This window comes from Collinsella sp. 4_8_47FAA (assembly GCF_000763055.1).
Taxonomy (GTDB): Bacteria; Actinomycetota; Coriobacteriia; order Coriobacteriales; family Coriobacteriaceae; genus Collinsella.
In genome coordinates this window covers 491,817-507,890 of record NZ_KN214134.1, presented here as the reverse complement: position 1 = coordinate 507,890, position 16,074 = coordinate 491,817, and the positions used below count along the sequence as shown (strand labels likewise).

Genomic DNA, 16,074 nt, shown 5'->3' with positions numbered 1-16,074 from the left:
TTGAAGTCCGTTTGATCTAAATCTGTCTGTCTGTGTCTTAGCATCTGCTTCGCTACGTCTCGCCCCGCTCTCTGTGGGGCTGCCAGCTACTCTTTATGGCTGCCACCTCCCCGCTTGACCAGGAGCGCGACCACGATGAGCGCGGCTCCGGCGACCGCTGCGGCGGCCGCGGCGTACATTGCCATATCGCCAGTCGAGGGCATAAAGCCTCCGGTGGTAATGCTAGGGGGTGTGCCGGTGGGCGTGTTGATGAGCGACGCCTCCAGGCTGCCCGTCGACCCGTCCGCGCTGTCGGCGCGCAGGGGCGACTCGGCGGTAATGGTGAGCTTGGGCTTGGCGGCGGCCACCTGGTCGACGTCCAGGCCCTCGGCCTTGACCGTCACGGAGCGCGTACCCTCAAAGGCGGCGTAGCCCTTGGGTGCCTTGAGCTCGCGGACCTCCAGCTTGCCCGAGTCCACGCCCGAGACGGTCACGCGGCCGTCCTCGCCCGTGGTGACGGTGACCTTGCCCTCCGCATTCCACGTGCCGTCGGCGGCCAGCGTGCGACCACGGTCGTCGGCGATGCTCAGGACCGCCCCGGCAAGCGGCTTGTCGCCGTCGCTACCGCGCTTGGTGAGCGCGAGATCCCAGGTGTAGGCGCACGCATCATCGCTCGGCGTGCGGGTGAATCCGGCGTCGCCGGACTGGTCGGCAAAGGGAGAGCGCGGGTAGCGCAGGTAGACCTCGTTGGGGTTGCCCTTAGCGATGCCGTGGTTGCATGCGCTGTTGAGCGGCGCATTGTACACGGCGACCACGCGGGCGCCCGCGGCAAAGGTGTCGGCCCCGCCGAGCGCGGCGATTAGGTCGCCGGTGCGCACGGTGAAGGTCTTACCGTCGGCCGCTACCTTGGTGGCGCACTGGGCCGTGATGTCGGTCCAGCCCTTCGCGGGCTCGGTGCCGACGCGGCCGTCCTTGCCGGTCTGGACCGCGTCAAAGCCGCCGTCTGCGCCCGCCGCCACGTACACGCGCATGCTCGCGGCCACCTTGGAGGGGTCGAGCCCCGCGCTCATGGTGTCGACGAACCGCACCGTATAGGTGTCGTAGGCGGTGAGCCCGGCCGGGACCGTGGCGGAGAGGCGCCAGTACAGGTCGTCGGCGACCGTGGCGTCGGCGGCCTTCTGCCAGGCGGCGGTGCTGTCCTCCAGCACATGCTTGGACACCTTGGGGGTCGCCGCCTTGGGCTTGACGGTGACGGCGCTGCCGCCCACCAGGGCCATAATCGGCGCGGTGCCGGCCTCGCCCCGGGCGATGGCGTCGTCTTTGGCGACGATGAGCCAGTAGCCGCAGGGCAGCTCGGCCGCCGTGCCCGCGTTAAGGGCCACGGACTCGGCGTCAGAGCTCTGGAGGGAACGAGCGAGCTGTGCGCTCAGCGCGCTCGTAAGGTGGGAATCGGCGTTGAGCCACTCGGCAGCTTCCTGCGCGGTGGTCTGGGAATTGGGCATGCCGGCGCTGTGCAGCACAGGCAGCGCGGCGTCGCGCACGGCGTCGCTTGCCCAGGCGAGATCGGTGGCGATCTTGGCGTCGCTGTCGCCGTCGACGACGTTGGCGCTAAAGATCTGGTAGGCGTCGTAGCTGCTCGCCACGGTGCCGCTCACCGTGATGGAACCGGTCGAGGTCGGCGCGGCCTGCGCGGAAGCGGGGAAGACAACCGCGCAGGTGCCGATCAGGAGGGCAAGCAGCGCAAACAAGACTGGGAAGGAGCAAACTTTCTTATTCACGACGCTTACCCCCCTTCGCATTCGCCTTGCGACGAATGTGCATCCAGGCCGCAGCAGCGCAAAGCACCGCCGCGCCGGCAAGGTACGTCAGAGTGACGCCCGACATACCAGAAAGGGGCAAAGAGGTGGAGTAGGTGTTGGTGAAGGTGGGGTTAGGGGTTGAATTCGCGCTCACATTATCGTTGGCGTCGACCTCGTAGTAGACCGGCGTGCATTTCAGCGTGCCGTCATCGTTGTCCGTTGCCGTTACCACGACCTTGAACCTCTTGGTGTCGTTCTTGTAGCCTTCGTGTTTGGTGCCATCGGCCTTGCTGGCGTCGCATTCACGGATGTAGTAGGTGAACGTTGCTTTGCCATTGGTAAGATCATTGATGCCCAGTGGACCGATTGGTACCGGATCGAACGTTACTGTCTGAGAATTTCTCGACTCAGCAGAAGTATATTTGGTCTGAGGGGGTGTCTCCGTGTTGTCGGAATTCTCAGCATACAGCTCGAACTTGAACCTCTTCATCTCGCCGCCGTCGACCTTCTTGGTCACCTGAGGTGTCCAAGAGCCCGAGGTCTGGTAGGGCGCGAGCTCGTTCGTAAACGCAGGTTTGGAGGCGTTGCCGATTTTTACGGTCGAGACGGTCTTATCGTTCGCATCTTCGCTCCAACTATAGAAGTCAGATCCGCACACGGTGAAGTCCGCTGCGCCTTCTTTTTTTACGGATACTGTGGAAGCGCTCCTATCAACTCCATAACGATTAATCTTGATCCCCAAGAGGCTGGTCGTATTAACTGGTGTCGTACCAACCTTTATATGTATTTTGTAAATGGCCTTATCAAAGGTCGTGCCTTCCTCACTGATAGGGACTTCAACAAGGTAGAGGTCGTAATTGCCCGACTGGTAGTTCGCAGCCGTATCAATGACGATCTCTCCACTTTCATTAACGGTAACCTCGGACGTCACCTCGCATCCGTTTGCGTTAAGTGAGCCGTCCGTATTCCAATACGGCTCCCCAGCTGAATCGGCGGCTTTACCCAACAGCTTGAACTTATAGCCGTGGCCCGTGAGGCCTTGCGGTTTGCCGTCCTTCATGAGGACCTTGTTAGCCTTGACCTTGATTGCAGGATACACGTCCAGGGAAGTAACCTCACCGACGATGAGGTCGCCGTTGGTCATGATGCCGCCGCCGTGGGTGTAAGAGTAGTTACCGCTGATGATGGTCGTAGCCGCTGACTGTGCATCAATTTTAGCCTGATCGGTAGGATGGGCCTCAAGGCCGAACATGTACTTAGCCTCGGCACCGCCGTTGGCATCGATTTTGATCTCATTGTTATCGCAGGTGCCATGCCAGCCAGCTGAGCCGCCACCGAGCATCTTGCCAAGAACAACGGCAATCGTCTTATCCGCGCCTTGCATATCGCGTACCAAGAAGAAATCCTTATGGCCGAACTTCTTGAAATTATCCGTGATGTATGCAGGCAGCTGGTCTTGCTTTTTTCCGTCGCCACCAGCGGAATAATGGGGCTCGTTCAAAGGAGTGCCATCTTGACCAACGTTATCAGTATTGTTATAGATAGCAGCACCATCGGAGTGCGAGACGATCGTCTCACCTGTAGGGCACGCACCAATTCCGCCACTCCAGCCGCCGGCCTTATTGTCAGTGATGAGCGATTTGAGAATGTTGAGTCTGCCGTTCTTCTGAATGAAGATACCGCCGCCGCCCCAGTCGCCCTTGCGACCTTCGCCAGAGTTAGAGCCCGTCATGGTCTTGTTGTTGGTGATATATATCTTGCCGTCAGCGTCAGCGTCAATTGTCGCGTGCGTACCAGTGCTGATACGCAGACCGCCGCCTTCGGCGTTCTCCGCCACGTTGCCCGCGATTGTACCGCCCGTCATTTTGAACGTAATCGCCTGGCTCCAAAAGCCAGCGTAGATTCCGCCGCCAGCCTCATGGGAGTAGTTGGCCGTAACAGAACCGCCCGTCATGGTCAGTGATCCCTTTTTATTATCACTGCTCGTTGATGCAATGCCGCCGCCACCGAGGAGACCGTTGTTGTAAATGTCCTGATTAGTGACTTGAGCTTCAACTCGGTTGTTAGTTATATTGGCAGAACCACTGATGGTTACGGTTGCACCCTTGGTATAAACACCGCCACCGTAGCCGCCGGTGTCGGCGGTATCGCCCCTGCCGACAGAAACGGCATACGTAGCGTTGCCCGAGATGACACCACCGGAGAGATCCAACGTGACACCGCTGTCGGCAAAAATTCCACCACCGGAAGCAGCCTTATTCGCTGCAATCACGCCGCCGGTCATATTGAGTGAACCCGCTGCCATGCACAGGCCACCGCCCCAGCCACCGCCGTTGCCGTTGGTGACGTAACCGCCAGAAATATAAACAGCGCCCTGAGAGAAAATAACGTGGCCGTCGTTGCCCAGGGCACGAGGCGTTGTGATCATGCCACCCTGAAGGTTGAGCGTGCCCCCATCCTCAACGGAAATGACTTGATTTACATAGCCCTTTTTGCATGCAACGATAGCGCCGAAATTGGCAACAGTGTGCTGGTAGGTCGTTTCCCTAGTACCAAAACCGTTAGGCGTGCTTTCAGTTACGTAGTATGTAAGTGATTGTGGAACACTTTCATCAATGAACTGCATCTCTGCTGGCTGACCAGGTTCACCACTGGTAGCTTCAGTCTTCGAGTCATTCGCCTCACCTTTGACAGTTAGCGTATAGCCCTTTGAAATTGTGATAAATGCACGAACAGGCTCTTTGGTTTCCTGCATAGGGTTACCGTTGCTGTAATAAAGCTTGTGATTCGCAAGGTCGATCGTAGTGTCGTGATTGATTAAGATCGGATCGCTCGAACTAATATCAGCAGTCAGACGCAGCTTTGCGGGCTTTTTCGCCGCGGGAAGGTCAAGGTACGTAGACAGGTCTTTATCTCCCTCCAGCAGCGCGAACCCATCCTTATCTGTTTTAAGTCCCGGAACCTCACCTTCATTTGCAACAGTAGCGACCTTATCGACAGACTGTCCATCATCCGCGGGCTGCGCAGCGCTCTCGGCTCCCGCGCCATCGGCAGCCGGATCCGCCGCAGCAGCGTCTTCTCCCTCGCCACCCTCAGCGTCGTCACTTTTCCGGTTTTCGGCGTCTTTGCCCGTGGAATTGCCTGCACCGGCCTCCTCGCCCAAAACGTTCTCGTCTGCACCGGCGTCCTCGCCCAAAGCGCTCGCGTCTGCAACGGTCGCCTCGGCAGAATCTGTCTGGACATCGTTGGCAATGGCCTGCGAGATCGGAGGCATGACGAGCGACAGTACCAGGCTCAACACGGAGGCTCCGCACAAAACGCCTGCCAGTACGCGGCGCGTCGCTTTTTTACTCTGCTTAGTTTTTTCTGAATTCGCTTTCATCGATGTCTCCTCCCCAAGAGACCGCGATCTTGCTCTTTCACCATCAAACGTATCTGCGCAATCTGTAATTGCGCTCGCGTAGTAATACTATTGTAACTATTGTTTAAACATCCGAGCAACAAAACCGACATTTTTGTAGCCAGTTCTCAATTCTCTTGATATTTACTCAGATTTGCTTTCGTTTATTCGCTCTGAAATATCTGTTTCTACTGGTAATTAAGTTAGTTATCAGTTTTTTAATAGCATTTTATTTATTTGCACAACATTTTGCTCAAGAGCAAGCATCCTGTGAACGGTCGAAAATCGACCGTGAACGGTAGGTCATTAACCGGGAGGAATAGACTACCAAATTGATGGGAATATCTTTAACTCATCGGTGGTTAGAAATGTAATGTTCAGACAACCATATCTGAATTTTCACACAGATTTTCGGTATCAATTCGCCCAAATCGCCTGAGGCCGCCACAAAGGCGCCTGCCCCCTTTGTGGCGGTTCCCCCCCCTGCGCTACAGCAGATGTTCCTCGATAAAGATCGCGATGCCGTCTTTGTCGTTGCTCGCGGTTACAAAGTCGGCGGCGGCACGGGTGGCGTCGCTGCCGTTTGCCATGGCCACGCCCACGCCGGCGTCGGCCACCATGCAGGTGTCGTTGTCGGCATCGCCAAACACGCAGATGTTCTGGAGCTCCATGTCGTTGAGCTCCGCCACGCGCACAAGGCCGCGCGTCTTGGACACGCGCGGATCCATGAACTCGTAGAGCCGCTGCGTGGTCTGCAGGGCCGCTGCCTTAACAGTGTCATCGGCAAACGTCGACGCCCGCTCTATCACCCGCGGCATTACCTCGGGCGCCATGGTAAACATCACCTTGGGCTGCGGCTCGCGCAAAAACTCGGCAAAATCGACCACCTGGTAGGGCACGCCATCGACGCGCGACAGGTGCTCGACGCACGCGTTGCTCTCGGGCACGTAGAACACGCCGTCTCGGGGGCAGACGGGCGTTGCCGGAAGGTCCGCCATGTGCTTGCAGATGCGCGCGATGGTCTCGCCCGGCAGCGGATAGCTCAGCTCGTTGATGTCGTGCGCACGGTCGATGACCTCGGCGCCACCGCAGCCCACCATCACGTCTACCAGGCCTTCGATGCCCCAGAGCTTGTACATGGCCTCGGTCGCGTGGGCGTCGCGCCCGGTGCACAGGCCAAAGAGCACGCCGCGCTCGCGCAGGGCGCGAATCGCCGCCACGGTGCGCGGGGACACCGTGTGCTGGCTCGTGAGCAGCGTGCCGTCGATATCGCAGAACACGGCTTTGATGTGGCTGAAGATGGTGTCCATGAAGGCCTTTCTGGGTTGTGCGGCGGTGTGGGGTGTATTCGCAAACGGCGTACATGGTATACCAAGGCACGGGCCGTTGGAACCCAATCGCCACAAAGGTGCCTGCCCCCCTTGTGGTGACCGGACCCGAAGGGTGGCCGGACCCGGGGCGCGAACCATCACAACATTCGACGTTTTTCGGCAAAATCGCGATTTTCGCTGAATGTTGTGATGGTTTTACTGCCTTGCAGAACGATCGAAATGCCGGCGGCCAAACAGCAGCATCGCCGCGGGAACCGCCGTCACGACCATGCCCGCCCCCACGAGCGTCTGTTGCACGCCAAACGTCGCCGCCAGCCACGGGGCAATAGCCAGCGGGGCCACGCCGGCGAACATATTGCCAAAGCCCATGACCGAGTTCACGCGACCGAGCTGCTCGAGCGGGGCCGTCGTTTGCACGATCGTGTTGTGGAGCGGGTTGACGATGCCCCAAGCTATGCCCAGTGCAATCTGGCCGACGAGGGCTACACCCACGTACGGTGTCCCCACATAGAGCAAACTTCCCAGGCCCACGGACATGAGCGCCACGAGCAGGGTTTTAAGGTTGACCAGGTGCGGCGGCAAGCGGAGCGCGAGGACGGCGCCCAGCACCGCGCCAACACCGCTGGCCGACGAGAGCCAGCCCATCCATTCGACACCGACATGTAGGACATCGCGGTAGAAGAACGACTCCAGTGGATCGAAGGCACCATAGCCAAAGTTCGAAAGAAAGATAATGAAGAACAGCAGGGCGAGGACGCTATTGGTAAAGACCGTCTTGATGCTGGTCGCGAAGGTTGCGCGGGTGGACGTGCTGGGGTTGGAGCTTTGTCCCGCACGCTCCCCTTCCTCTGCCGAATCGGCATCCGCATGCCCGGCGACATGGCTGGTCTGCGGCCTAAAGCCCCAACCGGCGACGAGTGCCAGCACGGTAAAGATCATCATGAGCACGAACACCGCGCGCGACGACGCAGCAGCCGCGACAAAGCCGCCCAGCGTAGGGCCAACGATGATGCTCACGTTTGAGAACATGGCGATGGCGGAGTTGATGTCTTTGAGCTCGACAGGATCGTCGGTGAGGTAGGCCGGATAGGATGTGGCGATGGACTGGGCGAACCCCATCACGAAGCCCAGGAGCACCGCGCCGAGCAGGACGATGCCAGTCGCGCTGCCAAAGACGATGATCGCCGCGCCGGTTGCCAGCGTGCCGACGATACTCAGCAAGAAATGACGGCGCGGGCCCCAGGCGTCGAGCACCGCGCCACCCGCAAAGGATCCCAGGATCACGAATACGTTCATAAACAGGACGGCCAGCGATGTCGCCACGACCGAGGCATCGTCTGCATAGGTGAGCGTTCCGATGACGCCGATAAAGTAGCTGGTCTGAAAACCGGTGTAGATGAGAAAGCGCATCGCCACCAGGCGCTTGGCCTGCACGGACAGCGATGATTGAGGCTTTGAGAAAAGAGGGGCGAGCACGGAGACTCCTTGTTTCATACGAATACGGGCGGCGGGCATTCGCCGCCGTCTGTCAAATCAATCTATCCGCATGAAACATTAAGGACGCATCAAGCCCCTTTTCTCCGTTTTTCGCCCGTCATGAACTACTTGGTAGATTGTAAGGCATGTCCCACACATCTACTAAAGCAAAAACCACCACAAAGGTGCCTGGCCCCTTTGTGGTGGAAATGACGTTTGCCCAGATAAAACCTGGCAAAATAAACCTGTCTTTTTTGGCAGGTTTTAGGCCAGATGGTCCTGAATCAGATCGCAGATGGCTCGGGCGTCGTTGATGTTGATGGCTCGGGTCGCGAAGCCGGCATCGAATGCCTGGCGCGCCAGAGCCTCGTTGCAGGCAAGGGCCAGCGTGTGACCATCGACCAGATCGAGCGAGCTCTTGCCGCGCAGACGGTCAACACCGGAGCGCGCGACGACGATGTTGTCGAAGCCCTCGGTCTTGTAGCCCTCGATGATCACCACGTCGACATCGTTGTAGCGCGACAGCAGCTCGCGCGCGGGCATCTCGTCCTCCTCGCGCGTGTCGGCGTACTCCGCCCAGCGCGTGGCGCAGATGAGGCCCACGTGCTTGGATCCGGCCTGGTGATGGCGCCACGTATCCTTAGCGGGCACATCGATATCAAAGCCGTGATGCCCATGATGTTTGAGCGAACCCACGCGCAGGCCGCGGCGGGTGAGCTCGGCGATAACCTTCTCGACAAGCGTGGTCTTGCCCGAGTTCTGGTAGCCGATAAACGCGATCGCAGGGACGGCCGGTGCCGGAGCTGCGGGCGCGACGGCGACGGGTACGTTCGCGGGTGCGGCACCGTCAGCGGCCACGGCCTCAACAGCAGCAGCCTGACGCTCTGCGCGATCCCACACACCCGAGCGGCCGCCCTCCTTGTGCAGCAGACGCACGTCGACGATCTCCATGCCACGATCGACTGCCTTGCACATGTCATAGATCGTTAGGCACGCGGCACTCGCGCCGGTCAGGGCCTCCATCTCGATACCCGTCTTGCCCGTCACGCCGGCCGTAACCAGCACGTGAAAGCCAACCTGCCCGTCCGCGCGCGCCGGCGCCCAGCCCTCGGGCACGTCCTCGGCCGGCGTCCCCGCCGGAGCGATGGGCGCAATGTCGCACTTGCTCTTGGTAATGAGCAACGGATGGCACATGGGAATGATGTCGCTCGTACGCTTGATGGCCATGATGCCCGCCACGCGCGCGCAGGCAAGTACATCGCCCTTTTTGGCGCGGTCCTGCAGCACCATGGCCTGCGTCTCGGGGTGCATGAGGATGGTGCCCTCGGCGATGGCAATGCGATGGGTCTCGGCCTTGTCGGACACGTCGACCATGCGTACCTCGCCCTTGGCGTCCACGTGCGTCAGCTCATCGCGACGGGCGTCACGGGCGGGCTCGGCGACAGCGCTGGCAGACGGCTGCACGGACGTGTCGGCGCTGCCAGCATTCGCCGCAGCCGTGGCTTTATGGGCAGACATCGCGGCCCTGCGAGCGGCCTTGGTGGCATCGGCGTACCTGCTCTTGGCCATATGATCATCCTCCGATTTGGGACATAAATCGTTGCGTGCCCTCAATTATCGCGTGTTCCTGCGGTTTGTGGGCCACGGCATCGCGCCAAATCGAAAGTACCTGCATATCATCACCACGGCGCAACGCCTCACGCACCGAATACTCGGCATCGCTGAACAGGCACGGACGCACGTTGCCATCGGCCGTCAGGCGCAGACGGTTGCAATTCGCACAAAAATGATTGGACATGGCGCTAATAAAGCCAACCGTCCCCGCCGCGCCCGGAAAGTGCCAATAGCGCGCAGGGCCCGCGCCGGCAGGAGCGTCGTTGATGTCGAGCGGCTCGAGCTCGCCCAGTCCCGCCGCGGCGGCCCCGGCATTGATGCGCGCCCGCAACTCATCACTCGGCACGGTGTCGCTCGCGTCCCACAGCTCGGGATTGAGCGCGGGCGCATGCGGGTCCACAGCGCAATGCGAGCTCGTGCGCTCGTCGCCGATGGGCATGTATTCGATAAAGCGCAGATGAATGGGGCGGTCGACGGTCAGCCGTGCGAGGGCCGCCACATCCTGGTTGAGCCGGCGCACCACAACGCAGTTCACCTTAACCGGCTCAAAGCCCCAGGCCAGCGCCGCGTCGATGCCAGCCATGGTCTGCTCGAGTCGGCCCAGGCGCGTGATCTTTCCAAAGAGCGTAGGGTCGAGTGTGTCGAGCGAAATGTTGACGCGGTTAAGCCCAGCATCTTTGAGCTGCGGTGCCAGCTTGGGCAGCAGGGCGCCATTGGTGGTAAGCGAGATGTCCTCGATCTGCGGAATCGCGCGGATGTCGCGAATGAGCGGAATGATACGGCGGCTGACCAGCGGCTCGCCACCCGTCAGGCGCACGCGGCGAATGCCCTCCCCCGCCACCAGGCGCACAAAGCGGGCGATTTCCTCGGCGCTGAGCAGCTCGTCGTGCGCACGGGGCGCCACGCCATCGGCCGGCATGCAGTAAATGCAGCGGAAATTGCACTTGTCGGTAACGGCAATGCGCAGGTAGTTGATATCGCGGCCAAAGCCGTCATGTTGCACGCGCCCGTCCACGCAGCCCTCCCCTCACGCGGCGTTTTATTCTTCGGAAAACATAATACCCCACGAGAGAATCATGCCGACACCCGTACGACAGGACAGGTCGCTTCGAGCAAAACGGACTTTCTAGGCCCATCCTCAGCACAGACCATCACAACATTCGATGCTTTTCCCGTTTTTGGCAAAAAACGTCGAATGTTGTGATGGTTTACCTGCCCACAGCACCCCGTAGAAGGGCCAAAGCGCCCCTAAAGGCTGCCGTCCCAGTGCCGGATCACGAACTCTCGCAGGTCGTTTTGACGTTTCTGAAACACCTCGCTTCGGTCGCACTTAAGGCCCATAGCGAGTGCGATGGCGTTCATCGCCCGGTGCAATTGCAGCTGGTGGGCAAACTGAGTCCCGGTGAGGACGATCATCCTAAAGCCCAGCGCGCTCAGCACGGTCATACGCTCCGCGTCCGACGCGCTGCGCTGTTTATCAAGATGGTCCGAGCCGTTGTATTCAATCCCCGTACCGCTCGCAGGCGCATATACGTCGATCTCGAAATACCCGGCCTTTGCGAGATACTTGAACTCGTTGGGAACATCGACCCGATGGTTGAGCTCAACCTTGGCGTATCCCAACCCTCCCTGGGAACGCTTTGCTACGACCATGATTGCGGTGGCCGTCTCCATGGGCGACCGCGCGCCATCGTGCACGCGCTTGAGCACGGCGGCCGCGTGTATAGCCCCCTGACGAGATCGGTTCTCATTGCAATAGGCAATCAAGTCGGCAACGGTATACCTCTGCCCCATCTCGATATAATCGCCTGTCGACAGATGATTCAAATGGTATCGGGCGCAGATTTCGTAGCCATATTCCAACTGCTCGGGCTCACTCATCCACGAACCCGCTTGGACAAAGCACATGGCCTCATCAACCACCAGAAGGCCCTCTGCCACCTCGATAAGATGGCCTGGAGGTACCGGCGCCCCAAACACGTGGCACCTAAATCCAGCCGGCGTCGAGCGCTCAAAATCAAAGTTGACGAGCGTGTCGATATGATCGAGCTCTTCTCGTGGAATACCGATCGAGACCAGATAGTCGGTAACGATCCCGACTGCCGTTGAAGCCCTCAGCCCTTTGGCATCGAGTCCCAATTTGGGCAGGTCCGCAGTCGGCTCTGCCTCGTTAGCAAGCGAGTCCTCATCGTATAGGCTGCTTGCTCGCGAGAGCGGCTCGGACGGGCGCGCCACGTTGTGGTACAGCCAGGCGGTCTTATGGGACAGGACGATCGGCAGGTCCATGAGCCCTCCAATGGAGTCGGATAACCAACCTTATTCCCCTGCTCACGGGTCCGCACACCTTCGTGCACAAGAAAGCGATTCCACCCGGTCGAGTGGCAGAAAAACCATCACAACATTCGATGCTTTTCCCGATTTTGGCGAAAAACGTCGAATGTTGTGATGGTTTGAGGCAAGGTGAGGGGCACGGAGGGGTCAAAGTATCGTGCTCGAACGGGTTAATCCAGCTCTTTTAAGCCATGCGCCAGCTGCCAGTACTCGCCGTGCTGGGCGAGTAGCTCTTCGTGCGTGCCGCGCTCGATGATGCGGCCGTGTTCGAGGACCATGATGGCGTCGGCGTCGCGGACAGTGGACAGGCGGTGCGCGATCATAAACGTGGTGCGACCGCGCATGATGCGGTCCATACCGCGCTCGATGAGCTTTTCGGTACGCGTGTCAATGGAGCTCGTGGCCTCGTCCAGGATGAGCACCGGCGGATCGGCGACGGCCACGCGCGCGATGGCGAGCAGCTGGCGCTGGCCCTGCGACAGGTTGGCGCCATCGGCCGTGACCGGTGTGTCGTACCCTCTAGGCAGGCGGCGGATAAACGAATCCGCGCAGGCGGCCTCGGCAGCGGCGCGCACCTCCTCGTCGGTCGCGTCGAGCTTGCCAAAGCGGATGTTCTGCGCAATGGTGCCGCTAAACAGGTGCGTGTCCTGCAGCACAATGCCGAGCGACCCGCGCAGGCTGGCCTTGGCAATGTGCTTGACGTCGATGCCGTCGTACGTGATCTCGCCGTCATCGACCTCGTAGAAGCGGTTGATGAGGTTGGTAATGGTCGTCTTGCCGGCGCCCGTCGAGCCCACAAACGCGATCTTTTGCCCCGGCTTGGCAAACAGGTTGAGATCCGTGAGCACACGGGTGCCCGGCACGTAGGAAAAGTCCACGGCATGGAAGCGCACGTCGCCGGCAAGCGGGACCAAGCCGCACGTGAGCTCGGTGCCGTCGGCGGCCACCGCGCGGCCCGACTCATCAACGGCTGCCACGTCATGCAGATGCCCATACGCGCCCACGCCCTGGCCCTCGGGAATCTTCCACGCCCACGCGGCGTCGCCCGTCTGCACCAGCTCCACGCAGCCCTCGTCCACCTCGGGCTCAAGGTCCATGGCGGCAAACAGGCGCTCGGCACCGGCCAACGCGTTGAGCAAGAAGTTGCCGAGCTGCGTAAACTGGTTGATGGGCATGGCGGCCTGGCGCACAAAGACCAGGTAGCTCGCGAGCGCACCTACGTCGGCGAGCCCCTTGATGCAGAGCATGCCGCCCGCCACGGCGACGATGGCATAGTTGACGTAGCCAATCACGACAGTCATGGGCACCATGGAGTTGGCATAGCTCACGGCGGCGGTGCCGGTGCGGCGAAGCTCGTCGTTGCGGCAGGCAAAGCCGGCGACATTCGCCGCCTCACGGTTAAAGACCTTGATGACCTTTTGACCCGAGACCATCTCTTCGATATATCCGTCCAGGTCGCCAAGCGATGCCTGCTGGGCAGCAAAGAAACGCTTAGAGCGCGCGCCCGAGTAGCGCGCATACAGCACAATGGCCGCATCGCACACGAGTGTGATAATCGTGAGCTGCCAGTTAAGGATGATGAGCATAGCCGTGGTGCCCACAACCTGAATGGCGGCCTGAATCACGTTGGCAAAGCTGTTGTTAAGCGCCTCGGAGACGGTGTCGACGTCGTTGGTGAAAAAACTCATGATGTCGCCCGAGCGCGTGCTGTCAAAATAACTGAGCGGCAGCGTCTGGATGTGCGCGAACAGGTCGCGGCGAATATCGGACACCACGTGTTGGGCCGCGCGCACCATGATCTGTGAGTAGCCCAGGGCCGAGAGCACGCCCGCGGCGTAGATGATCGCCGTCAGGATGACCTGCTTGGCGAGCAGTTCCTCCCCGCCCGTGGCCAAACCGTTAACGATGGGGCGCACCATGTAGGTGCCGGCGAGGCTCGCGATGGCGGCGACGGAGGCGAGCACGCCCACCGCGAGCAACGAGAACTTGGCATGCCCCATGTAGGAGAGCAAGCGACGCACAGTGCGCTTGAGGTCGGCCGGGCGTGCTTGGGCTGCGGTCTTAGGCATGGCGCTCACCCCCTTCCAAGGGTGATCCGCATGCGACAGAGGAAAACGGATCATTCGCGCAGCCACCGTCGTTGCCATCGCCGGCGTCCGCGTTCCCCGCAAACTCCATCTGCGAGGCGTAAATCTCCTGGTATATGTTGTCGCCCGCCAGCAGTTCCTCGTGCGTGCCCACGCCGTGGACACGACCGTCGTCCAGCACCACAATGCGATCGGCATCCATGACACTCGCGATGCGCTGGGCGATGATGAGCACGGTCGCATCGGGAATCCGAGCGATATGCTCGCGAATCTTTGCGTCGGTCGCCATATCGACCGCGCTGGTGGAGTCATCAAAAATGAGCACGCGCGGATGCTTGAGCAGCGTGCGCGCGATGCACAGGCGTTGCTTCTGGCCACCCGAAACACCAGCGCCGCCTTGGCCCAACTCGCCGTCCAGCCCGCCGATGCGATCAAGGAACTCGTCCACGCACGCCGCGCGGCAAGCCGCGAGGAGTTCATCGTCCGACGCCTGCGGATTGCCCCACTGCAGGTTCTCGCGCACGGTACCCGTAAACAGCACATTCTTTTGCAGCACAATGCCCACAGCGTCGCGTAGAGTCGCGAGGTCGTAGTCGCGCACGTCGCGTCCGCCCACAAGCACGGCGCCCTCGGTAGCGTCGTACAGGCGCGCAATCAGCTGCACAAGCGAGCTCTTGCCCGATCCCGTACCGCCGAGGATGCCCACCGTCGAGCCGCTCTCGATGCGAAGGTCGATATGCTCGAGCACATCCTCGGCTGCATCCGCGCGGTATTTAAAGGAAACGTCGCGAAACTCGATACTGCCGTCCGCTGGCGCCGCAATCGCGAGGTCTCCCGCGGGGTTGGCGATAAAGGGCTCCTCATCGAGCACCTCGGCGATACGGCCCACACTCGTAAGAGCGCGCGTGAGCAGCAAAAACACGTTGGAAATCATCATGAGCGAATTCATGATCAGCAGGACGTAGCTCATAAAGCCCGTGAGCGAGCCCACGCCCAGCTTGCCGGCGAGAATCATGCGACCGCCAATCCACAGGATGGAGAGCGCAGCCACGTACATCGACAGCTGAAACACCGGCAGGTTGAGCACCGCGTTGCCAAAGGTCTTCGTCGCAGTGCCGGCGAGCTCGGTATTGACGGTGTCGAACTTGGCCTCCTCGTGCTCGGTACGAACGTAGGCCTTGACGGCACGCACGGCGGTGAGGTCTTCCTGTACCACGCCGTTGAGGTGGTCCATCGAGGTCTGGAGTTGGCGGTAGAGCGGACTGACGCGATAGGTGATGACGCCCAGTACGATTGCCAGCACGGGCAAGATGATCGCAAAGACGGTGGCGAGCGGGCGCGACAGCATCAGCGCGTAGATAAGGCCGACGATAAGCGTCACCGGGCCGCGCACCATAGGGCGAAAGCCGTTGCCCACAGCATTTTGGATAACGGTGATGTCCGTGGTCATGCGGGTGACGAGCGAGCTGGCGTCGTAGTTGTCCAGGTTACCAAAAGCGAGCGTCTGAATCTTTTTGTACTCGGCCTCGCGCAGGTTAGCGCCTAGGCCCGAGGCAACGCGGGCGGACGTGCGGGCATAACCCAAGCCCAGTACCAGCGAAAGCGCAGCGCACACCAACATGTACGCGCCCTGCAGCAGCATGTAGTTGATATCACCCGCAGGCACGCCCACGTCGATGATGTTGGCCATGATGACCGGGATAAACAGCTCGAGCACCGTCTCGACCGACACAAAGAACACGCCGAGGATGGCATCGCGACGGTATGCCCCTAGATAGGAAAACAGTATTTTGAGATTGCGCACGCAGGTTCAACCCCCATCAAACGTTGTTCGCAAACGCACGTATTATTGCGCGCCGAATAATGGTGTCAAGTATTCCGAAATCGTTTTCTGCAAGGTTAGCGCCGGCGGCGAGTTCTCGTGATGTGTGTCCATATTCACTCGGAATAATGGTGCGCGAGACTTTTTCATTTCGGCGTCAACACAAACCTTGACTCTACAATCGTTGTAGGGTTTTCACTACACTGGTAGCTAAACGAACCCAGCCAGAAAGTGC

9 protein-coding genes are annotated in these 16,074 nt (G+C 60.2%); all 9 read right to left on the bottom strand.

Going from position 1 to position 16,074, the window contains the following annotated elements; all coding sequences use genetic code 11:
- Nucleotides 1-86 precede the first annotated feature (86 nt).
- Entirely contained in the window at nt 87-1,757 is a 1,671-nt protein-coding gene (locus HMPREF9463_RS02315) for an isopeptide-forming domain-containing fimbrial protein (protein WP_148334137.1), read from the bottom strand.
- Nucleotides 1,750-5,160: a Spy0128 family protein gene (locus tag HMPREF9463_RS02310; RefSeq protein WP_035136886.1), complete on the bottom strand. Its 3,411-nt coding sequence runs from the start codon at nt 5,158-5,160 to the stop codon at nt 1,750-1,752. Before HMPREF9463_RS02310 ends, HMPREF9463_RS02315 begins: the two co-directional genes overlap by 8 nt.
- 506 nt (nt 5,161-5,666) lie before the next feature.
- Entirely contained in the window at nt 5,667-6,488 is an 822-nt protein-coding gene (locus HMPREF9463_RS02305; RefSeq protein ID WP_035136885.1) for an HAD family hydrolase, read from the bottom strand.
- Between the two features lie 216 nt (nt 6,489-6,704).
- A complete protein-coding gene (locus tag HMPREF9463_RS02300; RefSeq protein ID WP_052044016.1) occupies nt 6,705-7,985 on the bottom strand; it encodes an MFS transporter in 1,281 nt (426 codons plus the stop codon).
- A 264-nt stretch (nt 7,986-8,249) separates the two neighbouring features.
- Entirely contained in the window at nt 8,250-9,554 is a 1,305-nt protein-coding gene (gene mobB, locus HMPREF9463_RS11515; protein ID WP_052044015.1) for a molybdopterin-guanine dinucleotide biosynthesis protein B, read from the bottom strand.
- A gap of 4 nt (nt 9,555-9,558) precedes the next feature.
- Nucleotides 9,559-10,614 (bottom strand): GTP 3',8-cyclase MoaA, encoded by a 1,056-nt coding sequence (gene moaA / locus HMPREF9463_RS02290; protein ID WP_232219728.1) that lies wholly within the window; start codon nt 10,612-10,614, stop codon nt 9,559-9,561.
- Between the two features lie 233 nt (nt 10,615-10,847).
- On the bottom strand, nt 10,848-11,885 hold the full coding sequence (locus HMPREF9463_RS02285) for a hypothetical protein (RefSeq protein WP_035136884.1): 1,038 nt from the start codon (nt 11,883-11,885) through the stop codon (nt 10,848-10,850).
- 215 nt (nt 11,886-12,100) lie between these two features.
- The gene (locus HMPREF9463_RS02280; RefSeq protein ID WP_035136883.1) at nt 12,101-13,999 is read right to left on the bottom strand and encodes an ABC transporter ATP-binding protein; all 1,899 of its coding nucleotides are present in this window, start codon (nt 13,997-13,999) and stop codon (nt 12,101-12,103) included.
- A complete protein-coding gene (locus tag HMPREF9463_RS02275) occupies nt 13,992-15,821 on the bottom strand; it encodes an ABC transporter ATP-binding protein (protein ID WP_084591745.1) in 1,830 nt (609 codons plus the stop codon). The genes HMPREF9463_RS02280 and HMPREF9463_RS02275 overlap by 8 nt, the downstream gene beginning before the upstream one ends.
- Between the last annotated feature and the right edge of the window lie 253 nt (nt 15,822-16,074).